General features: G+C 44.0%; 12 protein-coding genes, 3 pseudogenes and 1 other annotated feature (1 of these 16 only partly in view). All 15 genes and pseudogenes read right to left on the reverse strand.

The window, feature by feature from the left end; all coding sequences use genetic code 11:
* Positions 1 to 7: 7 nt before the first annotated feature.
* The 15 genes and pseudogenes from mreD to B1A98_RS05805 all read right to left on the reverse strand — a co-directional run bounded on the left by mreD (position 8) and on the right by B1A98_RS05805 (position 15,587).
* Positions 8 to 523 (reverse strand): rod shape-determining protein MreD, encoded by a 516-nt coding sequence (gene mreD / locus B1A98_RS05740; protein WP_063385460.1) that lies wholly within the window; start codon positions 521 to 523, stop codon positions 8 to 10.
* Positions 520 to 1,413 (reverse strand): rod shape-determining protein MreC, encoded by an 894-nt coding sequence (gene mreC, locus B1A98_RS05745; protein ID WP_063385459.1) that lies wholly within the window; start codon positions 1,411 to 1,413, stop codon positions 520 to 522. Before mreC ends, mreD begins: the two co-directional genes overlap by 4 nt.
* 334 nt (positions 1,414 to 1,747) lie before the next feature.
* Positions 1,748 to 2,764 (reverse strand): rod shape-determining protein, encoded by a 1,017-nt coding sequence (locus tag B1A98_RS05750; RefSeq protein ID WP_041097524.1) that lies wholly within the window; start codon positions 2,762 to 2,764, stop codon positions 1,748 to 1,750.
* Between the two features lie 132 nt (positions 2,765 to 2,896).
* A pseudogene (locus B1A98_RS05755) lies at positions 2,897 to 3,037 on the reverse strand (JAB domain-containing protein); the annotation flags it as partial.
* Positions 3,009 to 3,383, reverse strand: a complete 375-nt coding sequence (locus B1A98_RS20960) for an HNH endonuclease (RefSeq protein WP_327808968.1) — start codon at positions 3,381 to 3,383, stop codon at positions 3,009 to 3,011. The gene B1A98_RS20960 and the pseudogene B1A98_RS05755, both read right to left, overlap by 29 nt.
* The gene (locus B1A98_RS05760; protein WP_240492498.1) at positions 3,346 to 4,983 is read right to left on the reverse strand and encodes a reverse transcriptase/maturase family protein; all 1,638 of its coding nucleotides are present in this window, start codon (positions 4,981 to 4,983) and stop codon (positions 3,346 to 3,348) included. The genes B1A98_RS20960 and B1A98_RS05760 overlap by 38 nt, the downstream gene beginning before the upstream one ends.
* Before the next feature lie 551 nt (positions 4,984 to 5,534).
* Positions 5,535 to 5,612: pseudogene (locus tag B1A98_RS20725) on the reverse strand (JAB domain-containing protein); the annotation flags it as partial.
* Between the two features lie 106 nt (positions 5,613 to 5,718).
* Positions 5,719 to 5,901, reverse strand: coding sequence for a hypothetical protein (locus B1A98_RS20990; protein WP_087903735.1), 183 nt, complete (start codon positions 5,899 to 5,901; stop codon positions 5,719 to 5,721).
* A gap of 21 nt (positions 5,902 to 5,922) precedes the next feature.
* Positions 5,923 to 7,479 (reverse strand): reverse transcriptase/maturase family protein, encoded by a 1,557-nt coding sequence (locus B1A98_RS05775; RefSeq protein ID WP_063385458.1) that lies wholly within the window; start codon positions 7,477 to 7,479, stop codon positions 5,923 to 5,925.
* A gap of 603 nt (positions 7,480 to 8,082) precedes the next feature.
* Positions 8,083 to 8,574 (reverse strand): annotated as a pseudogene (locus tag B1A98_RS05780) (JAB domain-containing protein); the annotation flags it as partial.
* A 21-nt stretch (positions 8,575 to 8,595) separates the two neighbouring features.
* Complete coding sequence (locus B1A98_RS05785; RefSeq protein ID WP_063385456.1) at positions 8,596 to 9,183, reverse strand: Maf family protein; 588 nt, start codon at positions 9,181 to 9,183, stop codon at positions 8,596 to 8,598.
* A 194-nt stretch (positions 9,184 to 9,377) separates the two neighbouring features.
* Positions 9,378 to 10,328, reverse strand: a complete 951-nt coding sequence (locus B1A98_RS05790) for a hypothetical protein (RefSeq protein WP_063385455.1) — start codon at positions 10,326 to 10,328, stop codon at positions 9,378 to 9,380.
* Positions 10,329 to 10,453: 125 nt separating this feature from the next.
* The gene (locus B1A98_RS05795; RefSeq protein ID WP_063385454.1) at positions 10,454 to 11,200 is read right to left on the reverse strand and encodes a prepilin peptidase; all 747 of its coding nucleotides are present in this window, start codon (positions 11,198 to 11,200) and stop codon (positions 10,454 to 10,456) included.
* Between the two features lie 343 nt (positions 11,201 to 11,543).
* On the reverse strand, positions 11,544 to 12,833 hold the full coding sequence (locus B1A98_RS05800) for a bifunctional folylpolyglutamate synthase/dihydrofolate synthase (RefSeq protein ID WP_063385453.1): 1,290 nt from the start codon (positions 12,831 to 12,833) through the stop codon (positions 11,544 to 11,546).
* A gap of 111 nt (positions 12,834 to 12,944) precedes the next feature.
* A complete protein-coding gene (locus B1A98_RS05805; RefSeq protein WP_063385452.1) occupies positions 12,945 to 15,587 on the reverse strand; it encodes a valine--tRNA ligase in 2,643 nt (880 codons plus the stop codon).
* A gap of 94 nt (positions 15,588 to 15,681) precedes the next feature.
* Positions 15,682 to 15,883, reverse strand: a binding site (T-box leader) (it continues 37 nt past the right edge of the window).

Here is a 15,883-nt window from a genome sequence, read left to right on the forward strand (position 1 = left end):
TGGGGAGTTAATCATTGTAAATGCGCTGAAGCTTTTCAAAGGCGCTTTTCAACGGGAATGCAAAAAGAAGATAAAAGATCAGATTTAAGAGCAGTGTCGGTCCTAAACGAAGGGATACAAACTGCGCTAAATCTATTTCTGTACGCTCAATCAGCACATTTAATTGAAACATGATCAATTCCAGCAAAGCAACCCCGAACAAAAAAATAAAACTAAGAATGAACAGGTTGTTCTGCAATACCTTGACCAGCTTCGATACGACATACACGACAAAAGGCAAAAAGAACATATAAGCGCCCAGCACGCCTGTGTAGAAAATATCGAAGAGAAAGCCGAACAAAAAGCCGTATTTAATTGCCGTATTGCGGTCAAAGAAAACAGCCATAAACAACAAACCGATGGTGAAAAATCGTGGAATAATCATATATTTCCCATCAAACGCTGCTTCCGGAAAAATGGTTACAAACAGGTTATCGCTGTAAAAAAGAGCGATCATCAGGAGAGGAAGGTAAAGCCGTTTCACAAGTTCCCCTCCTCAATAAGAACCTGCTTGCGCTCTTCCTTTTCCGCGCGAACAGTCGTCATGCTGCGCTTTGCGACCATTACATGTTCAAGATCATTAAAGGAAGCGGCTGGTTCAATAAGGGCTGTTTGTGTTAAACCAAACTCATCCGGAACCATTTTCTTAATCTTGCCGATAATTAAGCCTTTAGGGAACACACCGCCTTTTCCAGACGTTGTCACAAGCATTCCTTTTTTCACTTTGGAATCGTAGGGAATTTTCGTCATCAGCAGCGTTTTCTTTTCCTTGTCGTAACCCTCGATCACTCCGTACACACTGTTTTTCCCCTGAATAACCGCTGACACGCGATTTCTTGAATCATGCGCACTTAGCAGTTGAACAGTGGACGTAAACTTTGATGTACTCTTTACTTTCCCGATCAATCCCTCCGCTGTAATAACAGCCATGTCAGGCTCAATACCAGTCGCCTCTCCCTGATCAATGGTGATCACATCAAACCAGCGATCCGGATTGCGGGCAATCACCGTTGCTTGCACCGGCTCGTAATCTGCTAAACTCTTCTTTTTGTCCAGCACTTTCCGCAGCTCCTGGTTATCTTTTTGCAAGCGGGCAACATCACTTTCCAGCTGGGCTGTCTTTTCGATTCTAGCCTTTAGCTCTTTGTTTTCTTCGTATGTATTCCGCAAATCTTTCACTTCATCAAAAAAACCTGCAAAGCCATTGGCAGGTTTAGATACTACCGCTTGCCCTAAACCGACAATATCTTTAACAAATTGCTCCGGCCAGGATAAGTTCTCCCTGTCGCGAAGAGAAAAACCAATTAAAGCGACAAGAACAATAATGCTCCCAAGTAGAACGATCAGACGCTTATTTGTAAAAAATTGTGGCATATACTCCACCTCTGTTTGTTTGCATTAAGTTAAAATCCGGCACTACCAGTTGCTGCCGAATCTATAAAAAGGAAAAGCGCCAGCCAGCGGCGGCAAGCATAAAACAGGCTGCTTGCAACGGCAGCTGAAGCGAAAATACAAAGCTGCTAAGCTGTCTCGGAGAAAGGAGCGCCATGCAAGACGGGCCGCATGGCGTGTTTCGCATAGCGCTCACCTAATAGATAAGGCGTCTCCAAAAGAGCAGCTGAACTTCAACTTCACAACGGCGCTTATTCAGCGGCGTCCAAAATTCACCTTTATTTTCGAACCGCACGCTGTTGAATAAACCTGTGTCTTACTTATTTTTATTTTTGAATAAATCGATATGATCTAGAGCCATACCGGTTCCGACCGCCACACAATCCAGCGGATTTTCCGCAATGATGACCGGCATATTTGTTTCTTTGCTGATCACTTTGTCCAGATTGCGCAGAAGGGCGCCGCCGCCTGTAAGAACAATACCGCGATCCATAATATCGGCAGCCAATTCCGGCGGCGTTTGCTCCAGTGTACTTTTCACTGTATCAACAATAGCAGTGACTGTATCTTTCAGGGCTTCAGCAATTTCCTCTCCGGTAATTTCAATTGTTTTTGGCAGTCCTGTCAATAAATCCCGGCCGCGAATTTCCATGCTTGGCAGCTGTTCAAAGTCACCAGCTGAGCCGATTTCCATTTTGATCGTTTCAGACGTTCTGTCCCCAATTAGTAAATTATATTGCTTGCGGATATAAGCCACGATGGCATCATCCATTTCATCTCCTGCTATGCGGAGGGACTGGCTTGTCACGATACCGCCCAGTGAAATAATGGCTACTTCAGTCGTTCCGCCGCCGATGTCGACTACCATGCTGCCCGTAGGTTCCCAAACAGGCAGGTTGGCACCAATGGCCGCAGCAAATGGTTCTTCAATTGTGTAAGCATCACGAGCGCCTGCCTGGCGAGTTGCATCAATCACTGCACGCTCCTCCACAGCTGTGATGCCGGATGGTACACACACCATTACATATGGCTTGCTTGTCAGCAAGCCTTTTCCATTTTTGGTTGCTTGTTTTAAATAATATTTAATCATTGTAGCTGTTGTTTCATAATCAGCAATTACCCCGTCTTTCATGGGACGAGTAGCTACTACGTTCCCCGGAGTACGTCCAATCATTTTTTTAGCATCATTTCCGACGGCGACAATTTGCTTCGTGTCCGTTTGCAAAGCAACCACAGACGGCTCACGAACAACAACACCTTTTCCTTTTGCATAAACGAGCGTATTAGCTGTTCCTAAGTCTATTCCAAGATCTCGGCTTCCAATTCCAAACATACAAGTATCTCCCTTTCTCGATCCATTACTTTTATCATGATTGATTTGACATTATTCTTTTATTTTTCGACAAAAACAACTAGGAAAAATCATAACTTATATTATAACCGAAGGAAAAAAAAAATCCTAGCGTTATAAATAGCCTTTTTCTTTCAAACTGACGAATTTCTTTTCACCTATAATTAAATGATCAAGCAATTCGATGCCAAGAATTTTTCCGCATTCCGCCAAACGCTTGGTCACATCAATATCCTCCCTGCTCGGCCTCGGGTCGTAGGGTAGAAACCATGCGCCTTGCTTCGTCTCCAAAAGCAGGTTTCACAGTTTCCCCCTCAGAACCGTACGTACACCTTTCAGCGTATACGGCTCGCCAGTTGACTAATCGGAATTTACTGCTCATGGTGGTCATGATGGCACTTATAGCATAAGACAATCGTTTTTTGTTTCTTTCTAGCCTCTTCCTGTCCAAGTACATGAAGTGTTTTTTCGTCTTTAAGTCCTTTAATTTACAGACAGGATGAACTTCCATCTGACCTTCTGTTGTCCCGCACACTTCGCATTGGTTTGCTAATAAACGTTGTTCACACTCCATCCCGCCCGAATATTTCCTTGCATTCATCAATATCAGGAGAGTCTGCTTTGATTGCACCTTTATGCTTTGGCAGGTCTTTCAGTTTTAAGAACGAGTGCAGTTTTTCATTTCCTTGTTGATCTCTTCTTACAAGACATGCTCCTCCTTGCTTGTTGGTTCGCATACTATTAGCGACCTTCCTAGAGGTGCTTTTTCTTTTATTCGCAATCGTCTTTATAAAACTACTTTCCGCTAAATAAAACAGCTTGTCTAAATGATGGTAATTATCAGCTAGCTTGTAGTAGTTGGCGATTCCTCGCAGTTCAGTGTTATAAGTGTGCAGGATTTCTAGCTCCGAATTGTTAAGCAGCTTTGCCCTATGCATAATTTTAAAGTTGTCTACATTACCATATCCGTTTTCACTTGCAAATACCCTGATTTTCTTTTCAGGAATTTCTAACTTTATCGCACCTGAGAGAGTTCGCTTTTTCAATAGGTGTTTTTGTTTTTTGTAAGAATCCTTTTTAACCTTCCTCTCATTCCACAGGTGGAATTCATATCCAAGAAAGGGGATGGAATTCTCTAGATGAGTGACAATTATTTTCTGGCCACCGAGCTCCAGACGGAGTTCCTTTTCAAGAAAATATCTGCTTGTTTCCTTCATCTTTACAGCATTTTGTTTAGAACCCGCCATTCCTATCACAAAATCATCAGCATAGCGGACATATTTCATCCTTTGATAATTTTTATCCATTGGGTGAACTTTAACTTGCTTAGCTTTAAGTTCCTGAATAGTAAGGACTAGTTCCTCCCTGCCTTGCCAATGACTATGCCTATTTCTTCCATCCAGCCTTTTAATCTTCTGTGATAATGTGCCGATCGTTGATCGAATCTTGAGGTCCTCCTCATGGCTCGCTCTAACCTTTCCTTTATCAAACTCCTTCATTTGTTTTTCCATAAACAGGTCAAACTCATGAAGATAAATATTGGCTAAGATAGGAGAAATGATGCCTCCTTGTGGTGTACCACTGCAGGTTTTATAATATGTCCAACCTTCCATTACACCACTGGCTAGGGCATTATGAATTAATAGCAGGAAACGGCGGTCATTGATTTTCTTGGAGATCAGTTTTAGCAGGACAGTGTGGTCAATATGGTCAAAGAAGCCTTTCGTGCTGCCTTTAATACACCACGTTAAGCCTTTCCATGTGTTTCTGATTTGAGAAAGTGCTGTATGACAGCTTCTCCCCTCCCTAAACCCATGGGAGTTTGTGGAGAATATAGGTTCATAAACGTTTTCCAATACCATTCCCATCACTTCCTGCACTAGCTTATCGTTGAAATTAGGAGTCCCTAATGGCCGCTTCTTTCCGTTTGACTTAGTAGGATAGACGTTTCTTACCGATGCAAAGCGGAATGTTCCGGCCTTTAATCGCTCTATGATGTCATCTATTCTTTGTAAACTGAAACCATCTATCGTTTCATTAGCTGTTCTCTTTGTGAGGTTTTCTGGGTTCGGGTATAATTTCGCATATGCTGTTATCCACAACTTTTTGTTATACATAAGACGGTAACAATCCGTAATGGTGTTTCCTTTTTGAGAAGCATTCCTTATAACGTCTAACTGTCGAAATGGATTGGTTGCCATATTCATGACTCCTTTCTAGTTAACGTTAACATCAACCTGTCTCCCTTCCCCCTGCTAAACTCATTACAAGCAAACGTTGGGTACTATGAAGACTCCGTTACCCTATGCAATTTCCATAGACCTTTGTCTAATAGCCTTTTATCACTTGCACTTAGGTAATCCCTGAATGATGACATAATTTTAGATGCGTGATGGTTAGGTATCCCTTTCGACGGTTTCCTCTAGCGGAGGATTGAAGGACAAGCCTTACTATGGACAGGAATCACAGGAATTCCACCGGACGCTCTGAAGATACGTCCCCATTTTGTCCTCATTGCCTGTTAGCTATCGTAGACAATGGCGCACCCATCGCTCATTCGTCTAGGATTCAAGCAGTTTAGCCTTTACCGTACATCACTTGGTCTGAAGAACTGACTCGACGTTAGATAGCTTTGTCGTCTTTTCTCCTTTTCACATCATGCTCTGTTCCCTCTGTAGGTTTCCCCTCAAGGTAAGATGCTGACCATAGAACATTATAAGGAGTTCTAGATTTCTAATAGAAACCGCTAAAATTACGCACCTTGCAGGCGCACTCCAGACGGGTGATTGTGGACACAAATGACCGAAGCAGCCGATCGGCGAAAAGCCTCTTTGAAGTAGGGTAAGGACCCGGCGCCTTGCTTAGTTGCCTAAGCAGGTTTCCAAGAGCTCCCCTCCAAACCGTACGTACTCCTCTCAGAGTATACGGCTTTCCCTTTATCCATCTAACTTCCCATGGCAATCATCATTTATCCCCATCTTTTCTTGCCTTTCAAGCTCTTGAATGTATGGATGTGATGCTTTTCCAATGGTACGTTTTTGCACCGCGCCACGCACATTTTTCAGCTTAACGGCGTTCAATGGGATGTAATCTGTCACTGTAAATGATCGTATTTTCAATTGTATCGCCTGAATGTTTCTTTATTTCCGAGTTTGTTCCATTCGTTGTTCCGTAAAATAGACAATTTTAGGGCCGTTCTTTGTTTGATAACGCACACCAAATGTTCCGTTTATCTTAAATTTTGCAATAATTTTACTGACGGTACTTTTATACTTACTGGCATACGTTTTTATCATGCTGTATTTCATTATTTGACGAAAAGCCTGCAGCGCATGCACATTGCTTGCTAAGCGATAATAGTGATACAAGCCTTCAATTTCAGCATTATACGTTTGGAGAATTTCAAGGTCATCCTTATGCACTAGATACGAACGATGAACTGGTTTCCATTCATTGTTGCTGCCTATTTTCAATGCACCTAAATCGATGAGTTTTTTGATATATTTTTCGTGAGGCACGAATAGCTTCGTTTGATACTTGAACTTTCGTTTCTTCGTGTCATCAGGCATCTTCATTCGATGCCAATCTCTTGCTGCCCGAATGTCATATCCTAGGAATCTAGTTTTTTTCCGATGATGAGCGATCGACGTTTTTTCAGCACTTAGTTCTAATTTTAGTTCTATCGCAAGAAAGTCTGTTAAATCTTTCTTGATTTGCTCGGCTTCTTTTTTACTCCCAATCACACCAATAATAAAACCATCAGCGTATCTTACATACTTCATCCGACGGTCATTCGGGTTGAAAAGGTCTTTACTGTCATGGCTTTGCAACTCTTTATATAAAACCTTCAATTCTCGGAGCCTTAAAGCCTTTTCTTCCTCAGTTAATTGCTCCCCATCACGTTTATTTTTACTTTGGCAATGATTAATCTTTGATGCCAGGCTATGATAGACAAGCTGGTGTCCGCCTTTTTCACCTTTATTAAAAGATCCCGCATATTTTTCTGCATATCTATCTAATTCATGCAGATAAATATTCGATAATAACGGACTAATGATGCCGCCCTGAGGGGTGCCACTGTATGTTTTATGAAAAGTCCAATCCTCTACATAACCTGCTCTTAGGAATTTCCAAATTAAATTAATTAATTTTTCATCCCTTATGCGTTTCCGTAAAAGTCCAACTAAAACATGATGGTTCATGCGATTAAAGAAACCTTTTATCTCCCCTTCAATCAACCATCTCATACCCGTGAAAGTGCTGCGTATTTCCTTTAGGGCTGTGTGGCAGCTGCGATTGGGTCGAAAAGCATGCGAATGATTTGAGAATTGCGGTTCATACATGCTTTCTAAAATTCGCCGAATAACTTCTTGCACTAATTTATCCTCAAAAGCTGGAATCTCCAAAGGTCGCGATTGGCCGTTTCTCTTTGAGATATAGATTTTGCGTGCTGGTTGTGGCTGAAATGTCTGTTCTCTTAATCTTTCAATCAAACGCTCGATTCGTTTCAAACTCATTCCATCGATTGTGTTGTTGTTAACGCTCTTTGTATGACTGCCTTTATTAGAGTAGAGTGTGGCATAGGCTTCTAAATAAAACTCGGGATTATAGAGGTTTCGATACAGTCTTTCAAATACATACGATTCATTTTGTGCTTTGGAAGCTAGAGTGCTTAATACTACTTTTGGATTTCTCATAGAGCCTCTCGCTCCTTCCCAATTTGGTATTAAACCCGATAAACTACTCTCCTTCGCCATGTAATAGGCTTTCCCCATCTCAGACTACTACGAGAGTTCCGTTGCCATATCAGATATTCAGCATCATCTTTCTTGCCTTTCGGCTTGAAATTTATCACCCTATCAGGCATTATGCATAGCTGGATGGACAGCCTTCTGACTTAGGCAATCCCCATTTAGACATTTAGAAACCTAGCATTCATAGTTTCGGATGTGACTTTCGCTCGTTTCTTCTATATAGAAGATGGACAAAGTAGTATCACGTCATCTTTCTCGAAATTTTTAAGAAACACGCATACTTCATACAGCGTAAATGGTTACCTCCCGCTGAAGGCCCTCGTAGTCCTCCTTGAGCTATCATTCAAGCAATGCAGCTTTCATCCTTGTCTATGAATTTCATCTCGCCATTCAGTCGTGCCTTGGTAACTAGACAACTTATGGCTTTTCCAACAGGCTACACTCCCCGTTTGGTTTCCCATTCGGATAAGTTGGCTGATGACAGGGTGAAGATTGTGATATTTCCCTGCTGCTTTGCCAGAGCAGATTTTCTAAATGACCTTATGGGCGCACGACTTCGCGAGGATGGACAATGGAAGTATTTAAGCTGCCGATAAACAAGGTCTGCTTGTGTAGAACTTGGTTTTTAGTATTTAAATACAGGCACACAAAATGCTCCTGTGTCAGGAATCTCATTTCTTCCATGACATAGTTGGCGCCATCTTCGGGTGAACGGATCACATAGCGGTCTTCAAACTTTAATTGGCTGATGCGCCTGCCAAGCTCAAGTGCAGATATAATTTGTACAGCTTTCGCTTCACCAATACCTTTAATGGAAGTAATTTCTTGAAGAGAGGCATCTTTCAATAAGCGGAGGCCTTCAAATGTTTGCAGGAGGCGATTAGCCAGCTGCAGAACCGAACTGTCTTTTGTGCCGGTTCGTAAAATAATAGCGAGGAGTTCGTGATTGGACAAGCTGGCTGCTCCATGTGCGACTAACCGTTCCCGCGGACGTTCCTCTGAAGGAACATCACGGATCATCAATGTTTCTTTCGACATGCTTTCTCCTTTCACAACCTCTCAGGAAGGAAAAAAGAAGGCGTTACCTTGCCAGCCGAGCCGTTTCAGTTGCCGATAAAGGGATGCGAGCGGCAGACCAACGACAGTAAAATAGTCGCCATCGATTTTTTTGACAAAAATGGCGCCTGCTCCTTGAATGCCATAGGCTCCAGCTTTATCAAACGGCTCGCCTGTATCCAAGTAGCTATTGATTTCTTCTTCCGCAAGCTCCCAAAAGGTTACATATGTTTTTTCGTAGAATGCACATTCATCTGCTCCATACCTTATGGATACACCTGTGCACACTGCATGTGTCCGGCCAGACAGACGCTGAAGCATTTCTTTTGCTTCCTGACGGCTCTTCGGTTTGCCTAATATTTCTCCGTCAAGAAGAACGATTGTATCTGCTCCAATAACGAAATCGTCCTGTTCATCAGCCGCGACGGCAGCGGCTTTCACGGAAGCCAAATGCATAACTGCTTGTTCCGGGGACATTCCAAAAGGGATGGTTTCATCAGCGTGGCTTACTTTGACTGTAAACGCCAAACCGATTTGTTCGAGGAGTTCTTTTCGTCTGGGGGAACCTGAAGCTAAAATTAATCTTGTCAAATCCAATCACCTATCTTTCGAGAATAAGGAAGATACATCGCTATCATATCAAAACTGCCATCGTACGACAAACTTTTCCATTCTCCTGTAAAATTAAATGAATATTGCTGTTAAAACAACGAATACAAATAAAATCCCATGCATTTTTCACATAACAGCCTCCTTTCCAAACTAAAAAGGATGCCGAAGCACCCTTATTGACTATAAGCAGATAAAAAAGCCAGAAGCTTCTCTTGCGCAGCTTTGGCGGCTTGCGGCTGATCGCTTTTGGCTTCGGTTAACGCTTCCGTCAGCAGTTTTTTTAGTTGAACAGCTGTACGGTCATTAGACTGCACGTCCATAGCTGTTAATGCTTTTTCCGCTTTTTGAAGTTCCGCCTGATCCCCCTTCCGGCCAGCCGCTTGTTTTCCGCTCTCTTCTGCCACTGCGGGAAATAAAGCAGCAATCTCACTCGCTGCCTCTCCTAAAGGCTGAGAAGGTGAAACGGTCACCTGTTTTGCATATGTGTCTGCCCCAGATGCCTTGTATAGCTCTCCGATCAATTTCGCCGTTTCAACGGTGGAAGCAGCCGCTAGCAGAACGATGTATTGACCATTTTGCTGCACTGCTTCCGCTGGCAGGCCCAATTCGTTTATTTGCCGCTTGACTGCTTCTGCTGCCTCTTTCGTCGAAAAAACGCCTCCTTGAACAACTGCTGGTTCTATAGAAGAAAGGGAGGCCCCTTTGCCTTTCGGGGCAGCAGGAGCAGCGGCCATATTTTCTTTCTCCTTCACCTTTTCCTGCTTCTCTTCTTGCAAAATCGCATGCCGCGCGGGTTCTTCCTTTTGTGTTACTACTTTGACTAGTGCATAGCCAAGCAGCACGCCGACGCACACAGCACTGATCACAATAATTAAAAGCTTTCCGGTTGCCTGTTTAGCGGCCGGCTGCTGCACGGAAGCATATTGCTGAATTGCCTCTTCTTTTTGCTCAGTCTTCTCGGGGAACAGCCATTGAAATTCCTCTTCTTCCTTCTTTGGCTCAATAGCGGCAGCACTCTCTTTTTTCCCATTGTCCCACTCCTGCCCAGCCAATTCCTTCTTCTGTTTGCTGCCAATTGTTACAAAGATGCTTGATTGTTTTTTCGGGTTCTCCTTGTCCATCATTTGTGATCATCCTTCCGCCTGCATTGAAGTTGTCCTCATGCTAACATAGCAGGTAAAAAAAAGAACAAGACTTTTGTCGTCCTGTCCTGGAAAAATTTCGGCAATGTTTTCAATTCATTCTTTTCTTAAGAAAAAAAGCGCAAATACCATGCGAGAAATGCCTCGCCATAAAAAAATGCGACCAGCGCAGCAAGCGCGATAAAGGGACCAAAAGGCATGGGTTCGCCCCTTTTAATGACCCCGCCTATCATCAAGACCACCCCTCCTAGAGCACCGAATATACACGACAGACAAAAAATAACTAAGGTCTTCTCCACTCCGGCAAGAAAGCCAATAACAGCAAGCAGCTTGATATCGCCTCCTCCCATTCCCCCTTTTGAAACTGCTGCAATGAGGAAAAAAACAATAAACCCGGCTGCTCCTCCAACAATGGAATCCCACCATGGATCAAGCGGATAGATAATCCGTCCAATGAGAAATAACGAGAAAAAGAAGAGCAGCACTTTATCCGGAATAATCATATAAGCAAGATCGGAAACCACAATAATCATTAGCATAGAAATCAACGCCAAAGCCAGAACAAAATCAGCTGTCAGCCCAAAACAAAAATAGGCATGCAAAAACAACAGAGCGGTAATCCATTCCATAAACGGGTAAATCCGCGAGATAGCTGACTGACAAGCACGGCACTTCCCCGCTTGCAGCACATAAGATAACACAGGAACTAGTTCTGTCATGCCCAACTCATGGCTGCATGCTGGACAAGTGCTGCGCGGCTGCATAATCGATTGCCCTTTCGGCACGCGCAAACCAATGACATTAAAAAACGAACCAAACACCAAGCCATAAAAGAAAATAAAAAGCGGGATCAATTCTTTCCTGCACCTGCTTTCACTTTTTTACCAAGCCTTCACTATTAACCGTGGAAGCCTCTTTCCTTCAGATAAATTTGTTGCTTGTGCGTTGCAGATTAAGGACTGGAGCGGCAGAAAAAAGTTAGTTAAGGAAGAAGCGGAATAGAAGGATAAACCTAAGCCGATCAGGAGAAGCGTAAATCGTGGATATTAATTTTCTCGGGAGGAAAAGGGGACTGACCTCAAGCATGACTATTGTACCACAACACATTGATTGTTGGTAGAATGTTCGGACTCTTTTTAATTGTATGTATGCTAACAGCGGAAAGCTGCCTGCATAGACAGCTTTCCAAAGAGCATCCTATGTTTCTTTTACAAATTTTTTCACTTCAGAAATGAAATAAAGGGAGCCTGTGACAACCAGCACTTCCTCTTGCGAAGCAGAATGTTTAAATTCAGAGATGGCTTCCCGCCAGTTCTCTTGCCAGCCATGTGCCGTTAAGAAAGGCTGAAATTCTTGCTTGCCGGCCGCGCGCGGAAAATCAAACGTTGTGAACATAATTCGCTGAGCTGCTTGCTCTAGCGCGGCAATCATTTCATCTAGCTGTTTGTCTTTCATTCCAGCAAACAGAGCGGTTAGTTTGTTGTCAGGAAAACGCTCTGCAAGCGAGCGGACAAGCGCCTTCATTCCCTCTGGGTTGTGGGCACCGTCGAGGAGAATAATAGGCTTTTCTGATATATATTCCATTCTTCCCGGCCAGTTTGCTGACCGCAATCCGGTGCGGATAGGCTCTTCCTCTACTAAAAAAGCATAAAAAGCGCGCAAGTATAAAACAGCCATCGTAGCGACTGCTGCATTTTCTGACTGGTGAAGGCCGTTTAAGCTGGTTTGCAATTGATCCATTTGGGCAAATACCGACTGAAAATCAAACACTTCCCCTTGAGGCAATGATTCTTGCCAATCAGCTTTAAATTGCTCTCCCAGCTGATAAACAGCCGATTTCATCTCTTTTGCACGCTTGTGAATAACCGCTAGCGCTTCCTCCTGCTGAACCCCTGTAATGACAGGAACGCCATTTTTGATAATTCCTGCTTTCTCAAAAGCAATATCCTCCAGCTTATCGCCTAGGAATTGCGTATGGTCCATACCGATTGTTGTTATAACAGAGAGCAGGGGATGAATAATATTTGTAGAATCAAGCCGTCCGCCCAGCCCTACTTCAAAGAGAACAATATCGACCGGGTGGATATAAGCAAAATAATAAATCGCCATCGCCGTAATCACTTCAAATTCACTCGGTCCGCCCAAATCTGTTTTTTCGAGCTCTTCTGCCAGCGGCTTAATACTAGCTGTCAGGTCAATAATCTCTTGATCACTAACAGGTATACCATTTATGCTGATTCGTTCGTTGAATTGTTCAATGTACGGCGAGGTGAACGTGCCGACCTCATATCCTCCTTCCTGCAGCATCGAGCGGATCATGGCGACCGTCGAGCCTTTGCCATTTGTCCCTCCGATATGAACCGCCCGCAGGCGCCGTTCGGGATGGTCCATCTTTTCCATCAGCCACTCCATCCGTTTTAGCCCTGGTTTAATGCCTAACTGCAGACGGCTGTGAATCCAATCGATCGCTTCTTCATATGTATTCATTTTTCTTCTCCCTTCATTATGATTTAAATATAACAGACACGCTGTGCCGGTTCTCAAAATCCGCTTTTAAAAAGACGAATCTGCCTCGGCAGATCCGTCTCTATTTCTTCCTTATCCTTGCATTTCCTTCATGCGAGCTTCGACTGCAGCACGTTTTTCAAGATAATCTTGTTCTTTTGCGCGCTCTTCGTCGACGACTTTTTGAGGAGCTTTGCTGACGAACCGCTCATTGCCGAGTTTCTTTTGAACACGTTCAACTTCGCTGTTCCATTTGTCCCATTCTTTTTTCAGACGGGCCATTTCCTCTTCCATATTAATTAATCCTTCAAGCGGCAGGAATAATTCTGCCCCTGTAACAACAGCTGTCATCGCCTTATCAGGAGCTGCTGCATCTGTTGATAAAACCAATTCGTCCGGATTGCAGAAACGCTCAATATAAGCCCGGTTAGTTTCAAGTGTAGCGAGCACAGCATCATCCTTCGCTTTAATGATTAGTTTAATTTTCTTGCTAAGCGGAGTATTGACTTCTGCGCGAATATTGCGTACAGAACGGATGATATCTACAAGCAGCTTCATTTCATCAGCCGCCTGCTGATCAGAAAGTTCCTCATTCACTTCCGGCCATTTAGCTGCAACGATGGTTTCCCCGTCATGCGGCAGGTTCTGCCATATTTCCTCGGTAATAAACGGCATGAACGGATGCAATAACCGCATCGTTTGATCTAATACATAAGCAAGAATAGAACGCGTCGTTTTCTTCGCTGCTTCGTCTTCTCCGTAAAGCGGCAGCTTAGCCATTTCAATATACCAGTCACAGAAATCGTCCCAAATGAAATTATAAAGGACGCGGCCCACTTCACCAAATTCGTAACGGTCAGCAAGCTTTGTCACGCTGGCAATCGTGTCATTCAATCGCGTTAAAATCCACTTATCGGCAACTGATTTTTCGCCGCTCAAGTCAATTTCCTCGTATTTCAGGCCATCCATGTTCATTAAGGCAAAGCGGGAAGCGTTCCAGATCTTGTTAGCAAAATTCCAGATGGATTCCACTTTTTCTACAGAGAAGCGCAGATCCTGGCCCGGCGAGCTGCCTGTTGATAGGAAATAGCGCAAAGAGTCCGCCCCATATTGGTCGATCACTTCCATCGGATCGACGCCGTTTCCTAACGATTTACTCATTTTCCGTCCTTCTGAATCGCGGACAAGCCCATGAATCAACACATCTTCAAATGGACGCTCTCCTGTAAACTCTAAGCCTTGGAAGATCATCCGGGATACCCAGAAGAAGATAATATCATAGCCGGTAACGAGCGCAGCCGTTGGATAATAGCGTTTAAAGTCTTTCGCTTCCTCATCCGGCCAGCCCATTGTGGAGAACGGCCACAAGGCCGAGCTGAACCATGTATCAAGCACATCGGTATCTTGTTCCCAATTTTCAGCGTCTGCTGGCGCTTCCTCGCCGACATAGACTTCTCCTGTTTCTTTGTGGTACCAAGCCGGAATGCGATGTCCCCACCAAAGCTGGCGAGAGATGCACCAGTCACGGATGTTTTCCATCCAATGAAGATACGTTTTCTCAAAACGGTCTGGCACGAAATTTACTTTCTCTTCCTTCGATTGCAGCTCAATCGCCTGATCGGCAAGCGGCTGCATTTTCACAAACCATTGCGTCGACAAGTATGGCTCGACAACCGCTCCGCTGCGCTCAGAGTGGCCGACAGAGTGCATATGATCTTCAATCTTGAATAGCACGCCTGCTTCCTGCAAGTCCTTTACAATTTGTTTGCGGCAATCGAAGCGGTCCATGCCATTATATTTACCGGCCTTTTCATTCATTGTGCCGTCTTCATTCATAACAAGAATGCGTTCTAAATCGTGGCGGTTGCCAATCTCAAAATCGTTCGGATCATGAGCTGGCGTGATTTTCACTGCTCCTGAACCAAATTCCATATCGACATAATCGTCACCCACAATTGGAATTTCGCGGCCGACGATTGGCAAAATCACCTTTTTGCCAATCAAGTTCTTATACCGCTCATCTTCGGGGTGAACAGCTACAGCTGTATCGCCTAGCATCGTCTCTGGACGGGTTGTGGCAATTTCAATATGTCCGCTTCCGTCTGCCAGCGGATACTTCATGTGATAGAAGGCGCCTTGTACGTCTTTGTAAATTACCTCGATGTCAGACAAAGCCGTTTTTGTCGCCGGGTCCCAGTTAATAATGTATTCCCCGCGATAAATTAAGCCTTTTTTGTATAGTGAAACAAAAACTTCACGAACCGCTTTTGATAAGCCTTCGTCTAATGTAAAGCGCTCGCGGCTGTAATCAAGGCCGAGACCAAGCTTCGCCCACTGCTGGCGGATAAATTCTGCATATTCCTCTTTCCATTTCCATGATTCTGCTAGAAACTTTTCGCGCCCAAGGTCGTAACGTGTTTTTCCTTCTTCACGAAGCTTTTGTTCGACCTTCGCCTGTGTAGCAATACCGGCATGATCCATCCCCGGCAGCCAAAGCACATCATAGCCCTGCATTCGCTTCATGCGTGTTAAAATGTCCTGTAATGTCGTATCCCAAGCATGGCCTAAATGAAGCTTTCCAGTCACGTTTGGCGGCGGGATAACAATTGTATAAGGGGTTTTTGTTTGGTCATCCTTTGCTTGGAAGTATTCACCCTTGACCCACCAGTCATAGCGTCCTTGTTCAATTGCTTTCGGATCATATTTTGTCGGCATTGACAATTCATTGTTTTCCATTGAATTTCCTCCTTCTTTCCAGAAAAAATGCGCAAGCACCTCAGCCAGCGACCCGCAATGTGATGTTTGTAAACAACAAAAAAACCCCTTACGTCAAAAGGACGAAGGAGTTATTCGCGGTACCACCTTTTTTCACGGACAGCTGCAGCCAAGGCAGATCTATCCGGCTCTCAATCCATTAACGGCTGGCAACCGGCTTCTACTACTAAACAGTTCGCAGAAGCAGCTCACGGGGGACTTTCCAAAGAGCTCTTGCGGAAAACCTTTCAGCCAGGAGTTTTCCTCTCTGCAGGCAA

Source organism: Pseudobacillus badius (assembly GCF_002189605.1).
In the GTDB taxonomy this organism is placed as follows: domain Bacteria; phylum Bacillota; class Bacilli; order Bacillales; family Domibacillaceae; genus Pseudobacillus; species Pseudobacillus badius.